Origin of the sequence: Chryseobacterium sp. sg2396, from assembly GCF_042610505.1 — a bacterium.
Classification (GTDB): Bacteria; Bacteroidota; Bacteroidia; order Flavobacteriales; family Weeksellaceae; genus Chryseobacterium.
The window spans coordinates 13,447-30,554 of record NZ_JBHGAQ010000002.1; the positions used below are offsets into that span (position 1 = coordinate 13,447).

Annotated in this window: 15 protein-coding genes; 13 read left to right on the forward strand and 2 right to left on the reverse strand. The window is 42.9% G+C overall.

Translation table 11 applies throughout. The annotated features are described in order from the left end of the window. The first annotated feature begins 78 nt into the window (after positions 1–78). The 12 genes from ACED20_RS01845 (at position 79) to ACED20_RS01900 (ending at position 14,910) form a co-directional block, all read left to right on the forward strand. Positions 79–1,779: a ribulokinase gene (locus ACED20_RS01845; protein WP_378103320.1), complete on the forward strand. Its 1,701-nt coding sequence runs from the start codon at positions 79–81 to the stop codon at positions 1,777–1,779. A gap of 21 nt (positions 1,780–1,800) precedes the next feature. After that, positions 1,801–2,499, forward strand: a complete 699-nt coding sequence (locus tag ACED20_RS01850) for an L-ribulose-5-phosphate 4-epimerase (protein WP_294274398.1) — start codon at positions 1,801–1,803, stop codon at positions 2,497–2,499. A gap of 209 nt (positions 2,500–2,708) precedes the next feature. After that, on the forward strand, positions 2,709–4,205 hold the full coding sequence (araA, locus tag ACED20_RS01855; protein WP_345765486.1) for an L-arabinose isomerase: 1,497 nt from the start codon (positions 2,709–2,711) through the stop codon (positions 4,203–4,205). A gap of 23 nt (positions 4,206–4,228) precedes the next feature. Continuing rightward, entirely contained in the window at positions 4,229–5,389 is a 1,161-nt protein-coding gene (locus ACED20_RS01860) for an aldose epimerase family protein (protein ID WP_345765487.1), read from the forward strand. 2 nt (positions 5,390–5,391) lie between these two features. Beyond that, positions 5,392–7,119, forward strand: a complete 1,728-nt coding sequence (locus ACED20_RS01865) for a sodium/solute symporter (protein ID WP_294221257.1) — start codon at positions 5,392–5,394, stop codon at positions 7,117–7,119. 359 nt (positions 7,120–7,478) lie between these two features. Continuing rightward, positions 7,479–7,775 carry a DUF2695 domain-containing protein gene (locus ACED20_RS01870; protein WP_294213134.1) on the forward strand — a complete coding sequence of 99 codons (297 nt, stop codon included), beginning with the start codon at positions 7,479–7,481 and terminating at the stop codon, positions 7,773–7,775. Positions 7,776–7,830: 55 nt separating this feature from the next. Continuing rightward, a complete protein-coding gene (locus ACED20_RS01875; RefSeq protein WP_294213130.1) occupies positions 7,831–8,409 on the forward strand; it encodes a Crp/Fnr family transcriptional regulator in 579 nt (192 codons plus the stop codon). 71 nt (positions 8,410–8,480) lie between these two features. Further along, entirely contained in the window at positions 8,481–8,837 is a 357-nt protein-coding gene (locus tag ACED20_RS01880; RefSeq protein WP_294213129.1) for a DUF4260 domain-containing protein, read from the forward strand. A gap of 148 nt (positions 8,838–8,985) precedes the next feature. Beyond that, a complete protein-coding gene (locus tag ACED20_RS01885; protein WP_378103321.1) occupies positions 8,986–10,542 on the forward strand; it encodes an AraC family transcriptional regulator in 1,557 nt (518 codons plus the stop codon). A 97-nt stretch (positions 10,543–10,639) separates the two neighbouring features. After that, entirely contained in the window at positions 10,640–12,097 is a 1,458-nt protein-coding gene (locus ACED20_RS01890; protein ID WP_378103322.1) for a hypothetical protein, read from the forward strand. Between the two features lie 256 nt (positions 12,098–12,353). Then, on the forward strand, positions 12,354–12,998 hold the full coding sequence (locus ACED20_RS01895; protein ID WP_294230643.1) for a 3'-5' exonuclease: 645 nt from the start codon (positions 12,354–12,356) through the stop codon (positions 12,996–12,998). Between the two features lie 4 nt (positions 12,999–13,002). Continuing rightward, on the forward strand, positions 13,003–14,910 hold the full coding sequence (locus tag ACED20_RS01900) for a DUF294 nucleotidyltransferase-like domain-containing protein (RefSeq protein WP_378103323.1): 1,908 nt from the start codon (positions 13,003–13,005) through the stop codon (positions 14,908–14,910). A gap of 101 nt (positions 14,911–15,011) precedes the next feature. On the opposite strand, the gene ACED20_RS01905 is transcribed toward ACED20_RS01900, so the two are convergent. Continuing rightward, positions 15,012–15,143 carry a hypothetical protein gene (locus ACED20_RS01905; RefSeq protein WP_378103324.1) on the reverse strand — a complete coding sequence of 44 codons (132 nt, stop codon included), beginning with the start codon at positions 15,141–15,143 and terminating at the stop codon, positions 15,012–15,014. A 258-nt stretch (positions 15,144–15,401) separates the two neighbouring features. Here ACED20_RS01905 and ACED20_RS01910 point away from each other — a divergent pair, with 258 nt between their 5' ends. Next, positions 15,402–16,127: a hypothetical protein gene (locus ACED20_RS01910; RefSeq protein WP_378103325.1), complete on the forward strand. Its 726-nt coding sequence runs from the start codon at positions 15,402–15,404 to the stop codon at positions 16,125–16,127. 57 nt (positions 16,128–16,184) lie between these two features. Here the strand turns inward: ACED20_RS01910 and ACED20_RS01915 are convergent, their stop codons facing one another. Then, positions 16,185–16,871 (reverse strand): NUDIX domain-containing protein, encoded by a 687-nt coding sequence (locus ACED20_RS01915; protein ID WP_294198654.1) that lies wholly within the window; start codon positions 16,869–16,871, stop codon positions 16,185–16,187. Between the last annotated feature and the right edge of the window lie 237 nt (positions 16,872–17,108).

Sequence of the window (17,108 nt, forward strand, 5' to 3'; positions counted from 1 at the left end):
AATTTTTAACGATTTAACATCAAATAGAATTTCAGTCAGAATTTAAAACAGATAATCAAAAATTAAGAATTCCCATTCATGAAAAAATATGTTATAGGATTAGATTACGGGACCGATTCCGTTCGGGCAGTCCTCATCGATACCGAAAACGGAGCGGAACTGGCTTCCTCCGTAAGCTACTACCAACGTTGGAAAGAAGGCCTTTTCTGCAGTCCTGAAAAGAACAGGTTCAGGCAGCATCCTTCAGACCATATCGAAGGGTTGGAAAAAACCATCACCGAAGTGGTTCAGCAAAGCGGTGTACACCCGGAAGAGATCGTCAGCATCTGTATCGACACCACCGGATCTTCTCCGTTGCCTGTAACTCAGGAGGGAATAGCTCTTTCCTTGACGCCGGACTTTGAAGAAAACCCGAATGCCATGATGGTGTTGTGGAAAGACCATACTTCCATTCGTGAAGCGGAAGAAATCAATACCCTTGCCAAAACCTGGGGCGGCGAAGATTATACCCGTTTTGAAGGCGGTATCTACTCCTCCGAATGGTTCTGGGCTAAAATTTTGCAAATCAACAGGGTAGATGAGGACGTAAAAAATGCAGCGCACAGCTGGATGGAACACTGCGATTACATTACTTTCCTGTTGTCGGATCATAAAGATTTAAAAACATTCAAGAGAAGCCGTTGCGCAGCCGGACATAAAGCCATGTGGCATGAAAGCTGGGGCGGACTTCCTTCCGAGGATTTCCTCAACAGGCTCGACCCTTCTTTGGGAGAACTGAGGGACCGGTTATATGATAAAACCTATACCTCCGACGAAATCGCCGGCCATCTTAATGAAGACTGGGCGCAGCGGTTAGGCTTAACGACTTCCACCGTAATTACCGTCGGAACTTTTGATGCCCATTCCGGTGCGGTAGGCGCCAAAGTGGAGGAGAATACCCTAATCCGGATCATGGGAACTTCCACCTGCGACATCATGGTAGCCCAAAATGAGATTATCGGCGATAAAACCGTAAAAGGAATCTGCGGTCAGGTAGACGGTTCCGTTATTCCGGGAATGGTTGGACTTGAGGCGGGACAATCCGCTTTCGGAGACGTACTCGCTTGGTTCCGCGACATTCTGATGTGGCCGGTAAACAATATGCTGCAACATTCCGAGATTATTTCTTCAGAACAGAAGGCACAGCTTAAAGAAGAATTTGAAAATAACCTGATTAAAAATCTAACCCATGAAGCGGAAAAAATTCCGGCCGATGAAGCTTTACCGATAGCTCTTGACTGGGTTAACGGAAGAAGGACGCCGGACGCCAACCAGGAACTGAAAGCGGCCATCAGCCATCTTTCCCTGGGAACCAAAGCCCCGCATATTTTCAAAGCTTTGGTCAACGCCATCTGCTTCGGATCGAAAAAAATCGTCGACCGTTTTGAGGAAGAAGGCATCAAAATCGAAAAAGTGATCGGAATCGGAGGCGTTGCCAGAAAATCGCCGTTCATTATGCAGACGTTGGCCAATGTGCTGAATATGCCAATCATCGTTGCCGCTTCAGACCAGGCTCCGGCGTTGGGTGCCGCCATCTACGCCGCCGTGGCCGCAGGTATTTATCCGGACGTTCAGGAAGCCAGCCGTCACATGGGTTCCGATTTCGAAGCGGAATACCATCCGCAGCCTGAACACGTGCAGGAGTACACCCGACTGATGGAGCAATACCAGCAGCTTGCCGATTTTTCGGAAAGCGTAATTAAGAGCCCTGTTAAGGTTCTCAACCTTAACAGGGCTTAAACCACCAAAAAAACAAACAACATGAATAAATATAAAGAACTTCAACGGGAATGCTACGAAGCCAATATGCAGCTCGATGCATTGAAGCTTGTGGTTTATACCTTTGGAAACGTAAGCGCTGTTGACCGCAACGAAGGCATTTTCGCCATCAAACCGAGCGGCGTTCCGTATGCCGATTTAAAGCCGAAAGATATGGTGATCCTGGATTACGATGCGAATGTCATCGAAGGAAAGCTGAGACCGTCTTCCGATACCAAGACCCATGCGTACCTGTATAAAAACTGGGAAAACATCGGTGGGATTTCCCATACCCATGCCATTTATTCTGTGGCCTGGGCTCAGGCGCAGATGGACATCCCGATTTTCGGAACCACCCATGCGGATCACCTGACATCTGATATTCCGTGTGCACCTCCGATGGACGACCGCCTGATCGAAGGCAACTACGAATACAACACCGGCATCCAGATCCTCGACTGTTTCAGGGAGAAAAACCTCTCTCCTCAGGAAGTGGAAATGGTCCTGATCGGAAACCACGGCCCCTTCACTTGGGGGAAAAATGCAGAAAAAGCGGTGTACAACAGCAAAGTCCTGGAAACCATTGCGGAAATGGCTTACCTCACAAGACAGATCAATCCGAACGCGCTTCGGTTAAAGGATTCTTTAATTAAAAAACATTACGAAAGAAAGCATGGCAAAGATGCTTATTACGGACAATAACAGGTTGCTGGCTATTGGCTTTTAGCTTATGGCTGTTTTAAAATATAAACCTCATAGATTTTTAAAACCTATGAGGTTTGATGAAAAACGAATCCAAAAGATTCAATATAAATAATCATATAAACCTAACGGGTTTTAGAAACCCGTTAGGTTTCATGAGAAACCGCATTAAAAATCAATCATCAATTATCAATCATCATTTATAAACTATGTTAATACCTCTCAATACGAAAGAAATCTGGTTCATTACCGGAAGCCAGCATTTATACGGCCCTGAAACCTTGGCGCAGGTAGCCGAACACTCAGCAAAAATCGTGGAAGCGTTCAATGCTTCGTCACAGATTCCTGTAAAGGTGGTTTTAAAACCAACCGTAAAAACAACGGAAGAAATTTTTGAAACCCTGGTAGCCGCCAATCATACCGCCCAATGTATCGGGGTGGTAACCTGGATGCATACCTTTTCACCGGCTAAAATGTGGATCCGTGGACTGACGGCTTTGCAGAAACCTTTGCTGCATCTTCATACCCAGTTCAACCAGGATATTCCATGGTCGACGATGGATATGGATTTTATGAATCTGAACCAGGCGGCGCATGGCGACCGTGAATTCGGGTTTATGGTGAGCCGCCTCCGTAAGAACAGGAAAGTCGTGGTAGGACACTGGGCAGAGGAAAGGGTACAGAAACAGATCGGTGACTGGAGCCGCGTGGCTGCAGGCTGGGATGACTGGCAAGGTGCCAAGTTCGCACGTTTCGGAGACAATATGCGATATGTTGCCGTAACCGACGGTGATAAAGTGGAAGCGGAAACCAAATTCGGATTCTCCGTCAATACCTGGGGAATTGGGGATCTTGTAAGTGTGATCAACGGAATCGGAGACGGCGAGGTAAAAACCCTGATCGAAGAATACGAAGCATCATACCGAATGGCAGAATCCCTGCTTTCAGGAGGTGCCAATAGAAAATCACTGGAAACCGCTGCCCGGATTGAACTAGGATTGGAAAAATTCCTGAAAGACGGAAATTTCAAAGGATTTTCCGATACTTTCGAAGACCTTCACGGGATGGAACAGCTTCCGGGAATTGCCGTACAAAGGCTGATGGAAAAAGGATACGGTTTTGCCGGCGAAGGCGACTGGAAAACAGCAGCTCTGGTAAGAGCCATGAAAACCATGGGACAGGGATTACAGGGCGGAAACGCATTCATGGAAGATTATACCTACCATTTGAATCCATCCAATCCTTCGGTTTTAGGTTCCCACATGCTGGAAGTCGATCCGATGCTGGCTGCTGATAAACCGTCTTGTGAGATTCATCCGCTGGGAATCGGGGGTAAAGCAGATCCGGTTCGTCTGGTATTCAATTCCCGGGGAAATATTGATTCCCTGAACGCTGCTTTAATGGATTTCGGAAATCATTTCAGATTATTAATCAACAAAACCAAAGCGTTGGAGATCACTGAAGAACTACCTAAACTTCCGGTGGCAAGAGTACTCTGGAAGCCACTTCCGGATTTATACACCGCAGCAGAGGCATGGATCCTGGCCGGTGGTGCACATCATACGTGCTACAGTGAAAACATCAGCGCAGAACAGTTGGAAGACTTTGCGGAAATGGCTAACATCGAATCGCTGGTGATCGATGAAAACACGAAAATCCGTGATTTTAAGAATACCCTTCGCTGGAATGAAATCTATTACCGTTAATTCTTCAACAAATATCATGTATTATGAAAAAAATAGGAGGCAGTTTATTCATTTTATTGGCAGTTTTATGTATTTTCGGCTGCAATAAAAAGGAAAACAACAATAAAACGAACTCGGATACCATGGAAAATGTACAGGTTTCAGATTACGGAGTTACCGCAAAAGGAGATTCCATCAAAAAATATACGTTAAGCAACAAGAACGGGATGAAAGTGGAGGTCATCAATTACGGTGGAATCATCACTTCGCTTACGGCTCCCGATAAAGACGGGAAATACCAGGACGTGGTTCTTGGATTTACGAAGCCTGAAGATTACTTTAACGGTAATCCATACTATTTCGGTGCATTGATCGGAAGATACGGAAACCGGATTGCCAACGCCAAGTTCACCCTGGAAGGCAAAACGTATGATATTGATAAAAACGACGGACCGAACAGCCTTCATGGAGGAAAAGAAGGATTCCATACTAAAATATGGACGGTAGAATCTATAAGGGATGCCAAACTTCCAACGTTGAAATTAACTTATGTAAGTGCTGACGGTGAAGAAGGATATCCGGGAAAACTTACCACAACGGTTCTGTATACGCTTACCGACGATAATGCCCTGGAAATTTCTTACGAAGCGGAAACGGATAAGGCAACGGTCGTAAACCTGACTCAGCATTCTTATTTCAATCTTTCCGGAAACTTTTCCAACCTGATTACCGATCACGAATTGCAGATCAATGCCGATAAATTTTTACCGGTGAACAAAACGCTTATCCCTGTAGGACAGCAGAAAGAGGTGAAAGGAACTCCTTTTGATTTCACCGCTGCTAAAGCTATCGGAAAAGACATCAATGCGGAAGACGAGCAGCTTAAACTGGGAGGCGGTTACGACCACAACTGGATCCTGAACGGAAGCGGAATGAGAACCATTGCAACCGTATACCATCCGGCAAGCGGAAGGGTGATGGAAGTAATGACCGATCAGCCGGGTGTTCAGTTCTATTCAGGAAACTTCCTGGACGGAAAATTTGATACCAAAACCGGCGGGAAATACGAGAAAAGAAGCGGCTTCTGCCTGGAAACACAACACTATCCTGATTCTCCGAACCAGCCTGCTTTCCCTTCTACAGAACTGAAGCCGGGACAAAAGTATCAGACCAAAACCATTTATAAATTTTCTGTTAAAAAATAAGTATGGGAAAACTAGCAACCATTGATATCATCATCTTTCTTATTTATTTTGTGGTGGTAGCCTCTTACGGGATCTGGATTTACAGAAAGAAAAAATCCGAATCCACAGGAAGTAAAGATTATTTCCTTGCCGAAGGTTCACTGACCTGGTGGGCCATCGGTGCCAGTTTGATTGCCTCCAACATTTCGGCGGAACAGTTTATCGGAATGAGCGGCGAAGGGTTCTTCGTTGGGGTAGCGGTTGCCGCCTACGAATGGATCGCTGCTGTAGCCCTGATTATTATTGCCGTATGGTTTATTCCGATCTATCTTAAAAACAAGATCTATACAATGCCGCAGTTTCTGGAAACCCGTTACAACAAATCGGTTTCCCTGATCATGGCGGTATTCTGGCTGTTTTTATATGTCATCGTAAACCTGACGTCTATTCTTTATCTTGGTGCATTGGCCATCGATACGTTGTTGGGAGGTGAGCATCTTCACATCATTATGATCGTCCTTTTGCTGATGGCTTTGCTGATCGGTCTGGGAGGAATGAAAGTAATCGGATACACCGATGTGATCCAGGTAGCCGTATTGATTATCGGAGGTTTTGCCACCGTATACATGGCATTGCAGATTGTTGACCAAAGGATCAACGGTGCTGCGGTAGGAAATGCTTTTGCAGGATTCAATACCCTGATGAACGAAGCGCCGGGCCATTTCAAGCTGATGCTGAATAAGCCAACGACAACCACGACTACTTTAGGAATGCCTCAGAACCTGGACGTTCAGAAGTATGTGGTATTGCCGGGACTGGCGATGTATTTTGCGGGGCAGTGGATCGTAAACCTGAACTATTGGGGCTGCAACCAGTACATTACCCAGCGTGCCCTCGGAGCAGATCTGAAAACTGCCAGAACCGGTATTTTGTTTGCCGGATTTTTAAAGCTTTTCATGCCGATCATCGTAATGCTTCCGGGAATTGCAGCGTATGTGCTGTATACCAAAGGACAGCTTCCGGGATTCAGCGGGGTGAAAGATGGTGCGTATTCAGCAATCTTAGGATTTTTACCTGAAGGTCTGAAAGGACTTGCCGTTGCAGCTTTAACCGCAGCGATCGTAGCTTCCCTGGCCGGAAAAGTAAACAGTATTTCCACGATTTTTACGTTGGATATCTATAAAAAATACCTGAAAACAGATGCTACTGAAATCCAGATGGTAAGAACCGGAAGATGGGTGATTATTTCAGCCATGGCTATTGCCCTGCTCTTTACCTGGACGGACGTCTTAGGCATCGGAGGAGAAGGAGGGTTTACCTTCATCCAGAAATACACCGGATTTATCAGCCCGGGAGTCTTTGCGATGTTCTTACTGGGAATGTTCTGGAAGAGAACAACAGGAACGGCTGCTTTGGTAGGAGTAATCTTAGGTTTTGTATTAGCGATCTTCTTCAACAGCTTTGCCATCGGCATCTTTGGAAAAGAAACATGGCTGTATACGGCATTCACGTATGAAAAACTGGAAAACGGCGTGGTGCATACCATCACCGAAATCCCGTTCCTCATCAACATGGGGTGGTCGTTCTTTATCACCATCGTCGTGATGGTCCTGATCAGCTTAGCCGGCCCGAAAGTCAACCCGAAAGCTTTTGCCATCGACAGCAAAATGTTCAAGGTAGATCCAAGAACGATGATACTGATTGTAGTTACATTATTACTACTTACGGCTATTTATGTAAGATTCTGGTAATTTTCAATACCATAAAAATAGAAACAGGATGCCTCAAGGTGTCCTGTTTTTATTTATTTCTCTGACTATACAATGGTTGACATACTTTTGATCAATTGAAGATGTTTAGCCGATTTAAAAGATCGGTTGTTTCTGAAAAAGATATTTAAAATCACCATTTCATTATTTAAAAATTATTCCGTAGGAATACTATCTGTGTAGCATATGATCAGAAGCATACATTGAGCACGCCGTAGGTGTGCTATCTTATTTTAGTGATCAGAATTTGCAATTAGGTTAGTGACTATTTATTTTATGATGTAATTTGTAAATTTGATCAATCATAAAAAGATTTAGTTAAAAGATAAAAGAGGAAAGTTATGGATAAAGATGAAAAAGCCAGAAGAAAACAGATTTTAAGTGAATTACGTCAGAAACAGCAACAGGAATTTGAGCAAAGCTTACCTATTGATAGGGAAATATTAGCAAATCTATTCGATTATCTGGATGATCAATTGGAAGAAAGCGGATGTGATGATACCAATATATTAACAGCTACATTTTTAAAAAATAAAAAAATAGAAAACATTGAGATGGTTCTGGATTGGTTAGCTGAAAATGGTGGATATTGTGACTGCGAAATCTTAGCAAATGTTGAAGAAAAATTTGAAAATTAAAAAATTCTAAATTGTATTGTATACCTAAATTGTATTGTATACCTAAAAAGTTTAAATGACCGACTTTACCACACTGATCCAGCAACATTTCGGGGCGCTCAGCGCCAACGACCTCAATACCATCTGCATGTATTTCCGGGAGGAAAAGCTTGGTAAAAATGAATTCTTCACCCAGACAGGCCAGCGATGCAACCGGTTGAGTATCGTGAAATCCGGCATATTGCGCATCTATGCTCTTTCAGAGGAGAAGGAAATCACCCAATGGCTTTCTGTTCCTGATTCATTTATTACGGAAGTAGTGGGTTTCTTTTTCCACCAGCCTAACCGGTGGAATATACAGGCTTTTACCGAAGTGGAATTGCTGACTATCACGAAAACGGACTATCAGAAACTTTGTAAAGAATTTCCGAAGTGGAACGAAATCGAGAAACAGTTCATCATCAAATGCTTCATGATGATGGAGGACCGGATTTTTTCTCACCTGTCAATGACAGCAGAAGAGCGGTATAACAGGTATTTTGACCATCAAAAAGAGCTTTTTACCCAGGTCCCTTTCCAATATATTGCCTCCGTATTGGGAATGACGCCTGAAACGTTCAGCAGGATCAGGAAACGGCAGGCAGAAAAATCTTGACTTTTGTCAAGCGAAAAAATTTCAGGGCGACGGATATTTGTATCATTCAAAAACAACATATCACAAATCCAATGAAAAATCTCCTGATACTTGAAGAAATTGCACAATTCTGTTTATCAGTCTTTCTGTTCAGTCAGCTGGAATTTTCCTGGTGGCTTTTTCCCCTTTGCATCCTGCTCCCCGACTTTTCCATGATTGGCTATCTGTTCAATCCTAAATCCGGAGCATGGCTGTATAATATTTTCCATCATAAAATGACAGCGGTCATTGTTCTGATTGTCGGGTTTATTCTTCATTTTCCGATTGTAGAATTGGTAGGAATTATCCTGTTGGGGCATTCTTCCATGGATCGGATTTTCGGCTACGGACTGAAGTTCACTGATGATTTCAGGCATACGCACCTGGGATGGATCGGTAAAAGAAACTAATGGTACCCTCTAATGAATCAGTTTAATTTGTTAATTTTTTGAAATCATCATCAGCTCATCAAAAATGTTTTCCGCCTATGATCATAACAAGCATTTTAGGCTTACATAAAGGCTTTTATTTTATATTTGTGCAAAACATTAAAGATTTATGATGAAACTCTACATACTGCTTACCCTGGTTGTTTTTCAGCTGTCCTGTGCCCAGACTCAGGTTGACAGCATCCTGGAAAAAGGATTTTCAGACCATCAGTGCAATCATCCTGAAATAGCGATATCTGATGCCAGAAAAATTATTGCGAACCCGGAAGCCACTGCCCGGCAGAAAATGAGGGCATATCAGCTGATGAGCGGATCTTATTCTGTCATGGGCAAAAACAGATTATCGCTCCATTCCTCTTTCAAGGCAAAAGAAATTGCGGACCAGCTTAATGATACATATTCATCAGCAGTTTCCTTATGTTCGGTCGCTGAATGTTACAGGCGCCTGGACCTCAATCATGAAGCCCTGGAAAATTACGGCAAGGCGTTGGTAATGCTCGATCAGCTTCCGGCAACATATAAAAGCCTCCATACAAAGGCATCTGTCTTTTATGAGATCGGGAATGCCAGATACGGTGAAAATCAATACCGCTCTGCCGCCGGGAACTATAAAAAGTCCCTTGCCATCCTGAAAAACCTGAAGAAAGATGCCAGAAGGGCAGAGAAGGAAGCCCAGGATTATTTGTTGCTGGGCGGGTCTTATCTGTTCATGAAAAAATATGATTCTTCCGAAATATGCTTTAAGATCAGCCAGAATATTGCTTCGGCATACAAAAATAAGTTTATTGTTCCCTACCTTATGGAAAGCTATGCCAAGCTTTATGATGAAAAAAAAGACTACAGGCGGGCGGTGAATTATGCTGAAAAGGTGGTACAATTGATGGATTTTCCAGATACGAAGCTTAGAAGTTCTCTGCATGAAGTGCTGGCCAAATCTTATGGGGAGTTAGGGGATGTTGCCAATGCGAGAAAAAACTACAATATATATGTAACGCTTAACAACAATTACACTACTGAAAAAAACAATGCCGTGTCTCTGGCATTCAAACAATCGAAGGAAGGACTAACAAAAGAAATCGCAGTTCAGAAAGATGGAAAAGTGATTCTGGGATGGTTACTCTTACTGATACTGCTCATCTCAGGCATGATTATTTTTCTGTACAGGAAGAAAGCTAAAAAAAACAGGGAACTATACATGCGGGCCGTTGACCGGCTGGTGCATCATTTCATTGAGGATACTCGTCCCGTTCAGGAAAAAAGGGAGGTTGCTTCCCCTGTGGTATCACTTTCGGAAGAAAAAGAACAGGAGATCCTGCAAAAACTCGAAGAATTTGAGAAGTCAGAGAGGATTACCCATAAGAAACTGACGATTGCATCTCTCGCTGCGTCGCTGGGAACCAATGTTACTTATCTGTCCAATATAATCAGCAGGCATAAGGCTGCTAATTTCAATCACTACATCAACAAACTGAAAATTACTTACATCGTCAATAAACTGTATACCGAACCAAATTACCGCAATTACAAAATTACCTATCTGGCAGAGGAGTGCGGGTTGCCGTACAGCTCATTTACCTCTGTTTTTAAGACCATAACAGGCATGTCGCCCTCTGCATTCATTAAACAGATTAATGAAGATAAATATTTGATTGTTAGATGCTTATAGATATTATTTTTTATTTTAGCTATGAAATAACGTATTTCAGAGCTATGATTCTTTTTTTGCTGATCCGTTAAGTCGTTATTTGCTGTAAAATAGAATTATGATCAAAAATTTAACACTTACAGCCGGAGTTCTGTTCAGTTCCATGCTCCTTTCACAGGTGGGCATCAATACAGATTCTCCGAAAGCAACATTAGATGTACGGTCTGTCCCGGCAGACCTTACCAAAACAGATGGTATTATAGCGCCTAAGCTGAAAGGTACGGAGCTTAAAGCAAAAGATCAGCTTTATGCAACAGATCAGACAGGAGCGGTGGTGTATGTTACTGAAGCCCTTGATGCTTCCAACTCCACAAGTTCTACTGCCGATGATGTTACCACAAAGACAGCAGAGGTTACCACTATCGGATATTATTATTTCGATGGTAACATATGGAAAAAGATAGGAGGTGCCGGTCCATGGAATATTTCCGGAACCAATCTGCCTGCCGCTTTGAATACACAGAATATTTACCAGAAAGGAAAGATCGGGATAGGACTGGATCCCGGAGCTAATCCCAATACAAGCCTCTATGTTAATGAAAATATCACTTCAGGCGGAACCGGGAGTTCCTTCGGAATTCAGAACAAGATTATTTCAAATAAAGAGGGAGCCAAAACAGGCATGTATAACTACCTGCTGGATAATTCTGAATCAGGAACAGGAGGTGTAGTCGGGCTGGATAATACAGCTGTCGACGTATCAAAGGTCGCAAGGGGAGGGCAAAGTGCCACTTTCTCTTATTATCTTACCGGGCAGAAAGACAATTCATCCAAATCAATATCCGGAATTGCTTCACTCGTTTCCGTAGCAGCTGTGGGAGGAGAACTGAAATCGGGTACGGTATCAGGAAATACCTCCACTACTCTGGTGAGTGCCAATACGGGAAATTTAAGCTTAACAGGTGACCAGTACGGGTACAGTGGTTACAGTACCCTCACGGCTCTGCCGGGATATGTTCTGAATGCCTTAGGAAATGCTTCAGGCGGTAAGTCTGTAGCTCAGGCAGATGTTAGGGGTGGGACGGTAAATACCGTTAATATGACAGGGACAACCTCTGGTATGGAAGTGACTGGGACTTCCGGAACTGTCAATGTATCAGATTATGCAGCACCGTTAAGATCCTACATCAATTTCGCGTCTACCAATAATATTACAGCCAATATCAATGCTTTGTACGGATTATTAATTGACGGAACGAGCGGACAGTCACAGAATACCATCGGGAAATCATACGGGATTTACATAAAACCGTTCCGGTTTGCCGGGGATACGGAAGCCAATGCCTTTAACCTGTACTCGGAAGGTGAAAACACAAAAAATTATTTCCAGGGCAGGGTAGGCTTGGGAACCAATGCACCGGCAGCTAAACTGCATGTGGTAAAAAGTTCCTCAGATCTTACCCCGGCCATTATTTCAGGCTGCAATGAGTATGCGGATAATGCTGCGGCGTCGGCAGCCGGATTGCCTGCAGGAGCATTGTACCGTACAGGAGACATCCTGAAAGTGGTCCACTAAAGCTCCCGTACGTCCCGGTAACTTTTCTTTTTCTTTTGATTTAAGAAGGCTGCTTAACAAATGTTAAGCAGCTTTTCCACATGATCATCGCTAAAAAAATAATGTGCAGCTTTCTGCCTGTTCACTAACACCAATTGGTATGATCATAGCCAGTCAGGGAAAAAATGAACCTGAAATCAACGAAAGATGTATTTTAAGGATTTAGCTGGGCGGCAAACTGTATTTTAATACTTACATTTGTACTTAAACATTCCCTGTGAACCCTTACCTCTTATTTATCGATACAGAAACCACTGCCGTTCCCAAACGCTGGGATCTGCCGTATTCCGATACCGGAAACTGGCCTTCTGCGGTTCAGGTATCCTGGATCGTCTGTTCGGAAGACGGAACGGAGATAAAAAGGGAAGACAGGTATATTTTTGAGGAAGACCTCACCATCAGTGAAGAATCCTTCCGGGTTCATGGGATCACTGAAGAGTTTTTGCGGTCCCGTGGGAGGAGCAGGAGGGAAGTGCTGGAAATCCTCGCAGATGATATTTCAAAATACAAGCCATTGATCATCGGACATTTCCTCGAATTTGACCTTCACATCCTCGCTGCTGATTTTCTGAGGGCAGGGCTACCGAATCCTTTTGAAAACAGCCGTTTTTACTGTACTATGCTGAAAAGCAGCCAATATAGATCTGGAAGTTCAGCCGCCTGCATGCGGTTGCCGGAACTCAGCCGGTACTTACTGAACGAAACGGGAGAACCTTCCCACAATGCCATGATCGATGCAGCAACAACAGCCCGCTGCTTCTTTGAAATCCGCCGGCAGAACCAACTGTCTCAAAAAGATCTGGATGAAAAAGACCGACTGATCACTGAAAAACTGCATTTTCCCGTTTTAAAATCTTTATAAATTTATGGAACATCTGATCCCGCTTTTACAAAAAACACCGCCTTTCAGCCTTTTGCCGGAAAGCGTATTACAGGAAGTATCCGAAAGTATGCAGAAGAAAACATTCTATAAAGAAACCCTGGCCTATCGTCAGGAAGTGACGGAGATGCAGGGCGTGGATGTCATTATGGAAGGCGAATACGAAACTTTTTTCTTCGATGCATCCCAGGATAAACGTTGTATTGAAGTTCATCACTCACCGTATTGTTTCGGAGGGATTTCCGTTGTGCTGAACAGGGTCCGGGCCTTGAAATCGGTGATGGCGAAGAAAGGAACGGTGGTATACACCCTGCCCAAAAAGGAATTTACGGAGCTTTGTAATGCGTATGAAGAATTCTTTCATTATTTCACTTCAGATTTCGGGAAGAAAATGCTGGATGAAGAATTTGCGCACTTTGTGAAAACCCCGGCGTCTTTTGAGGAAAGTTATTTTGCGGCGGATCAGTTGTACTCACGGAAAATAGAAAGCATTGCTTTTAAAGATATTGTTTCATGCACCGAAAGCACCCCGATTTTTGAAGTGGCCCGCATCATGTCGAAAAACAAGGTAAGCTGTTTATTTATCCGTCGGGAAACCGATCAGAAAATTATCGGTTACGTTACGGATATTACGTTGCGGGATAAAGTGATTGCAGAATGTATCGATCCTCAGAAAGCCGTTTCAGAAGTCATGGATAATCCCATTGTTTCCATTTCCAGCGATGCTTACCTTTATGAAGCGGTTTTGATGATGTTTAAAACCAAAACAAGATATTTATTGGTGGAGAAGGACGGTGATATGGCGGGATTCCTCAGTCGGAACCGGTTGTTGAGCGAGCAGGCACAGTCGCCGCTGGTTTTTATCCAGTCGGTAAAGCAGGCCGGAAACACCATCGAGCTCCGTAAAAAATGGCTTCAGGTTCCGGATATGATCAATCAGTTGCTGGGCCGCGGCGTTCATGGGGAAATTGCCAGCCAGATCATTACCACAATTGCCGATACCATTACCGTAAAAGTGATCGAAAATGTGATCCGTCAGATCGGGAAACCACCGGCGAAATTCGTGTTTATGGTCACCGGAAGCGAAGGGCGGAAAGAGCAGACGCTCAGTACCGATCAGGACAACGGCATCATTTACGAAGATAAAGCCAACGAACAGCGCGAAACAGTGCGTGAATACTTTCTCGACTTTGCCAATAGGGTTTCCGATGATCTCAATACCATTGGTTTTGTGTATTGCAAAGGCGAATTTATGGCCAGCAATCCGAAATGGACCCACTCTTTATCGCATTGGAAACGGAATTACGAAGAATGGATCAATGAAACCGTTCCCGAAAATGCCATGAAATTTTCCACCCTCTTCGACTGCCGTTATATTTACGGTGAAGAATCCATTATCAACGAACTGAAAGATTTTATCCAGGAGAAATTGCAGGTGCCAAACGAAAGATTTTTTACTTTCATTGCTAAAAATGCATTGCAGTACGAACCGCCTCTAACATTCTTCAAACGGATCAAAACACAAACCATCGGAAAAGCGGAAGTCTTCGACATCAAAACCGCCATGAGCCCGATTGTCGATCTGCTTCGTGTGTATGCTTTAAGGCATCACATCGACAGTGAGAATACCGGCGAACGGATGAAAAAATTACAGGAAACAGGTGTGTTCAGCAAAGAACAATATCAGGAGCTGCATCATTCGTATTATTATCTGATGGCGTTGCGCCTGAAAAACCAGGTTTACCAGATCAACATCGAAAAGAAAATGCCGGACAATTATATCGAGATCAGCCGCCTTACCAAAATCGAGCGTGTCACCCTGATTGAAATTTTCAAAACAATCAGCAATTTCCAGCAGGGCATCCGGATGAAATTCACAGGAAGCTTGTCTTAATTTACGTTTTTTGACGGTTAACTTTTTTTCTGCTGGGTGTTACTACAGGAATAGAAGTAAAAAGAGAAATACAGCATAAAGTCCTGAAAGGACGACTTATATCAGCTCGGGTACAGCCCGATGATCAGAACGGTCATGATTAAACCAAATCCTGAAAAGGCGGTATAAATCAGCATCGGATGCAGCCCGATTAACGGAACGGCGTCATTCTTCCGAATTAATTTAAATACCATTTATTTTATTTCAATTGATTTAAAAGAATAAATCTGGAAATGATCAGAATTTTTAAATAGAGATGCACTTTATGAGGTGCAATAAATATCATTTGATATGTAAAGTTGTCAGAAAAAACTTCCAGCATCCAGCTTCCTTTCTTCCAGCCCTGTAACTCGGTTTCTGCCTTCGGATTCGTGTTAAAATATTACCATATTAAATTTCAAAATTCTGTAACATATTCCCAGGTCTATTCACTAATTATGAAAAATAAACTCATGAAATTGTTAAAAATTCTTCCACTGCTTATAATGTTCCAGCCTGCTTTTTCCAGTGCCCAACAATCCGTTCAAACCCCTGAAAATAATCAGGTCGACCGTTCATTGATCAAAAATGAATCGTATTCAATGGTTTGGTATATGATAAAAGGTACGGAAAAAATTGAAATCGGTACCGTGGATACCGGCATCCTGAAATCCAGAGACCGCATTACCGTAAATTCAACGGTGAAGATGAAAAATATGCCCGACTGGAAAGACGAGACCATCGCGGAATTTTCAGATTTCTCACCAGTAAAACACACTTCGTTCAATACCCAGCGCGATATGCTGCTGGATTTCGGAAAGAAAAATACCGTAACAGGATACTATCTGGATAAAGCCAAAAATAACAAGACTGAAATCAGTGAAGCTACCGACGGGAAATTCTTCGACAGCAATTTATACACCCAGCTGATCCGCTGGCTCCCGCTGAAAGAAGGATATACAACGGAACTGGCGATATTCGATTATAATCCGGATCTGGGAAAAGGTATTATGAAAGCTTATGTTACCGGAACAAAAAAAGGTACCTATAAAAACAAAGCGGTGTGGATGGTTTCCGTAACGGACGACATTTCACAAAAGAAAGCACAAAGCACATATTATATTGATGTGAAAACCCGTGAAGTCCTGAAGCAGGAAATTGACATGGGACCGAGAAAAATGGAAATGGAAAGAATATAAAAGTAAAGCCTTTCAGCGTATCATGCTGAAAGGCTTTATATTTTCAGGCAAGGATTGTTATATTTTGAACATAAACCCTTCCGCAAGCTTTTTCTGATATTTACCTTCGTCAAAGCGGTATAGGAAAGAGCCTTTTTTGGATGAGGTCATATCCTTTTCTTCGGTTTTCACCAGAATATCCAGTGCATTGATTTTGCTGATGAAATTCCGCTTGTCGTATTGTTCGTTAAAGATGGCTTCGTACAGAGTCTGCAGGTCTTTCATCGTGAATTTTTCCGGCAGGAGCTCAAATCCGATCGGCCTTGTGGTAGCTCTTCTCCTCAGCCTCAGAATGGCATCCTTTACCATATCATTGTGGTCAAAGATAAGTTCAGGACGTTCATTCAGGTCAAACCATTTCGCATTATACTTTTCATTGATCTGGATATTCTTTTCAATATTAATCAGGGCATAATAGGAAATCGACATAATCCTCGCAGTCGGTTCTCGGTCGATCTGGGTATAGGAATTAAGCTGTTCCAGATAGATGTTTTCCAGTCCGGTAAGGGTATTTAAAACCCGGTGCGCCGCTTCATCAGACGTTTCTTCATCACCGATGAATCCGCCCATCAGAGACCATTCTCCCATTTTAGGCTCAAAATTTCTCTGCACCAGAAGGATTTTCAGATGCTCGCCATCGAACCCGAAAATAATGCAATCAACTGCTACCAGATGCCTCTGAAATTGAGAATAATCTTGCGTCATCTTTTATTTTTTTACAAAGGTAAGCCTTTACCCGAAGATTTTCATTACCCTGAAAAAAATATAAATGTATTTTTTACACTTTATTATATCATTTCAGAGGATATTTATGAAAATTTTGTCCTTGAGCTTTGTTTTGGGAACAATAAAAACAGCAATTCCATGGAAAATTCTCATAAAAGACATTAAAATCACATGAACTTAATGTTAAAAATATGTTAAAATATAATCAGACAATGT

Excerpts from the sequence above, each read along its gene's own strand:
- ACED20_RS01900 (WP_378103323.1), top strand. The coding sequence starts at position 13,003 with ATGGAACATCTGATCCCGCTTTTACAAAAAACACCGCCTTTCAGCCTT.
- ACED20_RS01880 (WP_294213129.1), top strand. The coding sequence starts at position 8,481 with ATGAAAAATCTCCTGATACTTGAAGAAATTGCACAATTCTGTTTATCA.
- ACED20_RS01910 (WP_378103325.1), top strand. The coding sequence starts at position 15,402 with ATGAAATTGTTAAAAATTCTTCCACTGCTTATAATGTTCCAGCCTGCT.
- ACED20_RS01915 (WP_294198654.1), bottom strand. The coding sequence starts at position 16,871 with ATGACGCAAGATTATTCTCAATTTCAGAGGCATCTGGTAGCAGTTGAT.
- ACED20_RS01885 (WP_378103321.1), top strand. The coding sequence starts at position 8,986 with ATGATGAAACTCTACATACTGCTTACCCTGGTTGTTTTTCAGCTGTCC.
- ACED20_RS01860 (WP_345765487.1), top strand. The coding sequence starts at position 4,229 with ATGAAAAAAATAGGAGGCAGTTTATTCATTTTATTGGCAGTTTTATGT.
- ACED20_RS01890 (WP_378103322.1), top strand. The coding sequence starts at position 10,640 with ATGATCAAAAATTTAACACTTACAGCCGGAGTTCTGTTCAGTTCCATG.
- araA (WP_345765486.1), top strand. The coding sequence starts at position 2,709 with ATGTTAATACCTCTCAATACGAAAGAAATCTGGTTCATTACCGGAAGC.
- ACED20_RS01850 (WP_294274398.1), top strand. The coding sequence starts at position 1,801 with ATGAATAAATATAAAGAACTTCAACGGGAATGCTACGAAGCCAATATG.
- ACED20_RS01865 (WP_294221257.1), top strand. The coding sequence starts at position 5,392 with ATGGGAAAACTAGCAACCATTGATATCATCATCTTTCTTATTTATTTT.
- ACED20_RS01905 (WP_378103324.1), bottom strand. The coding sequence starts at position 15,143 with ATGGTATTTAAATTAATTCGGAAGAATGACGCCGTTCCGTTAATCGGG.
- ACED20_RS01845 (WP_378103320.1), top strand. The coding sequence starts at position 79 with ATGAAAAAATATGTTATAGGATTAGATTACGGGACCGATTCCGTTCGG.
- ACED20_RS01870 (WP_294213134.1), top strand. The coding sequence starts at position 7,479 with ATGGATAAAGATGAAAAAGCCAGAAGAAAACAGATTTTAAGTGAATTA.
- ACED20_RS01875 (WP_294213130.1), top strand. The coding sequence starts at position 7,831 with ATGACCGACTTTACCACACTGATCCAGCAACATTTCGGGGCGCTCAGC.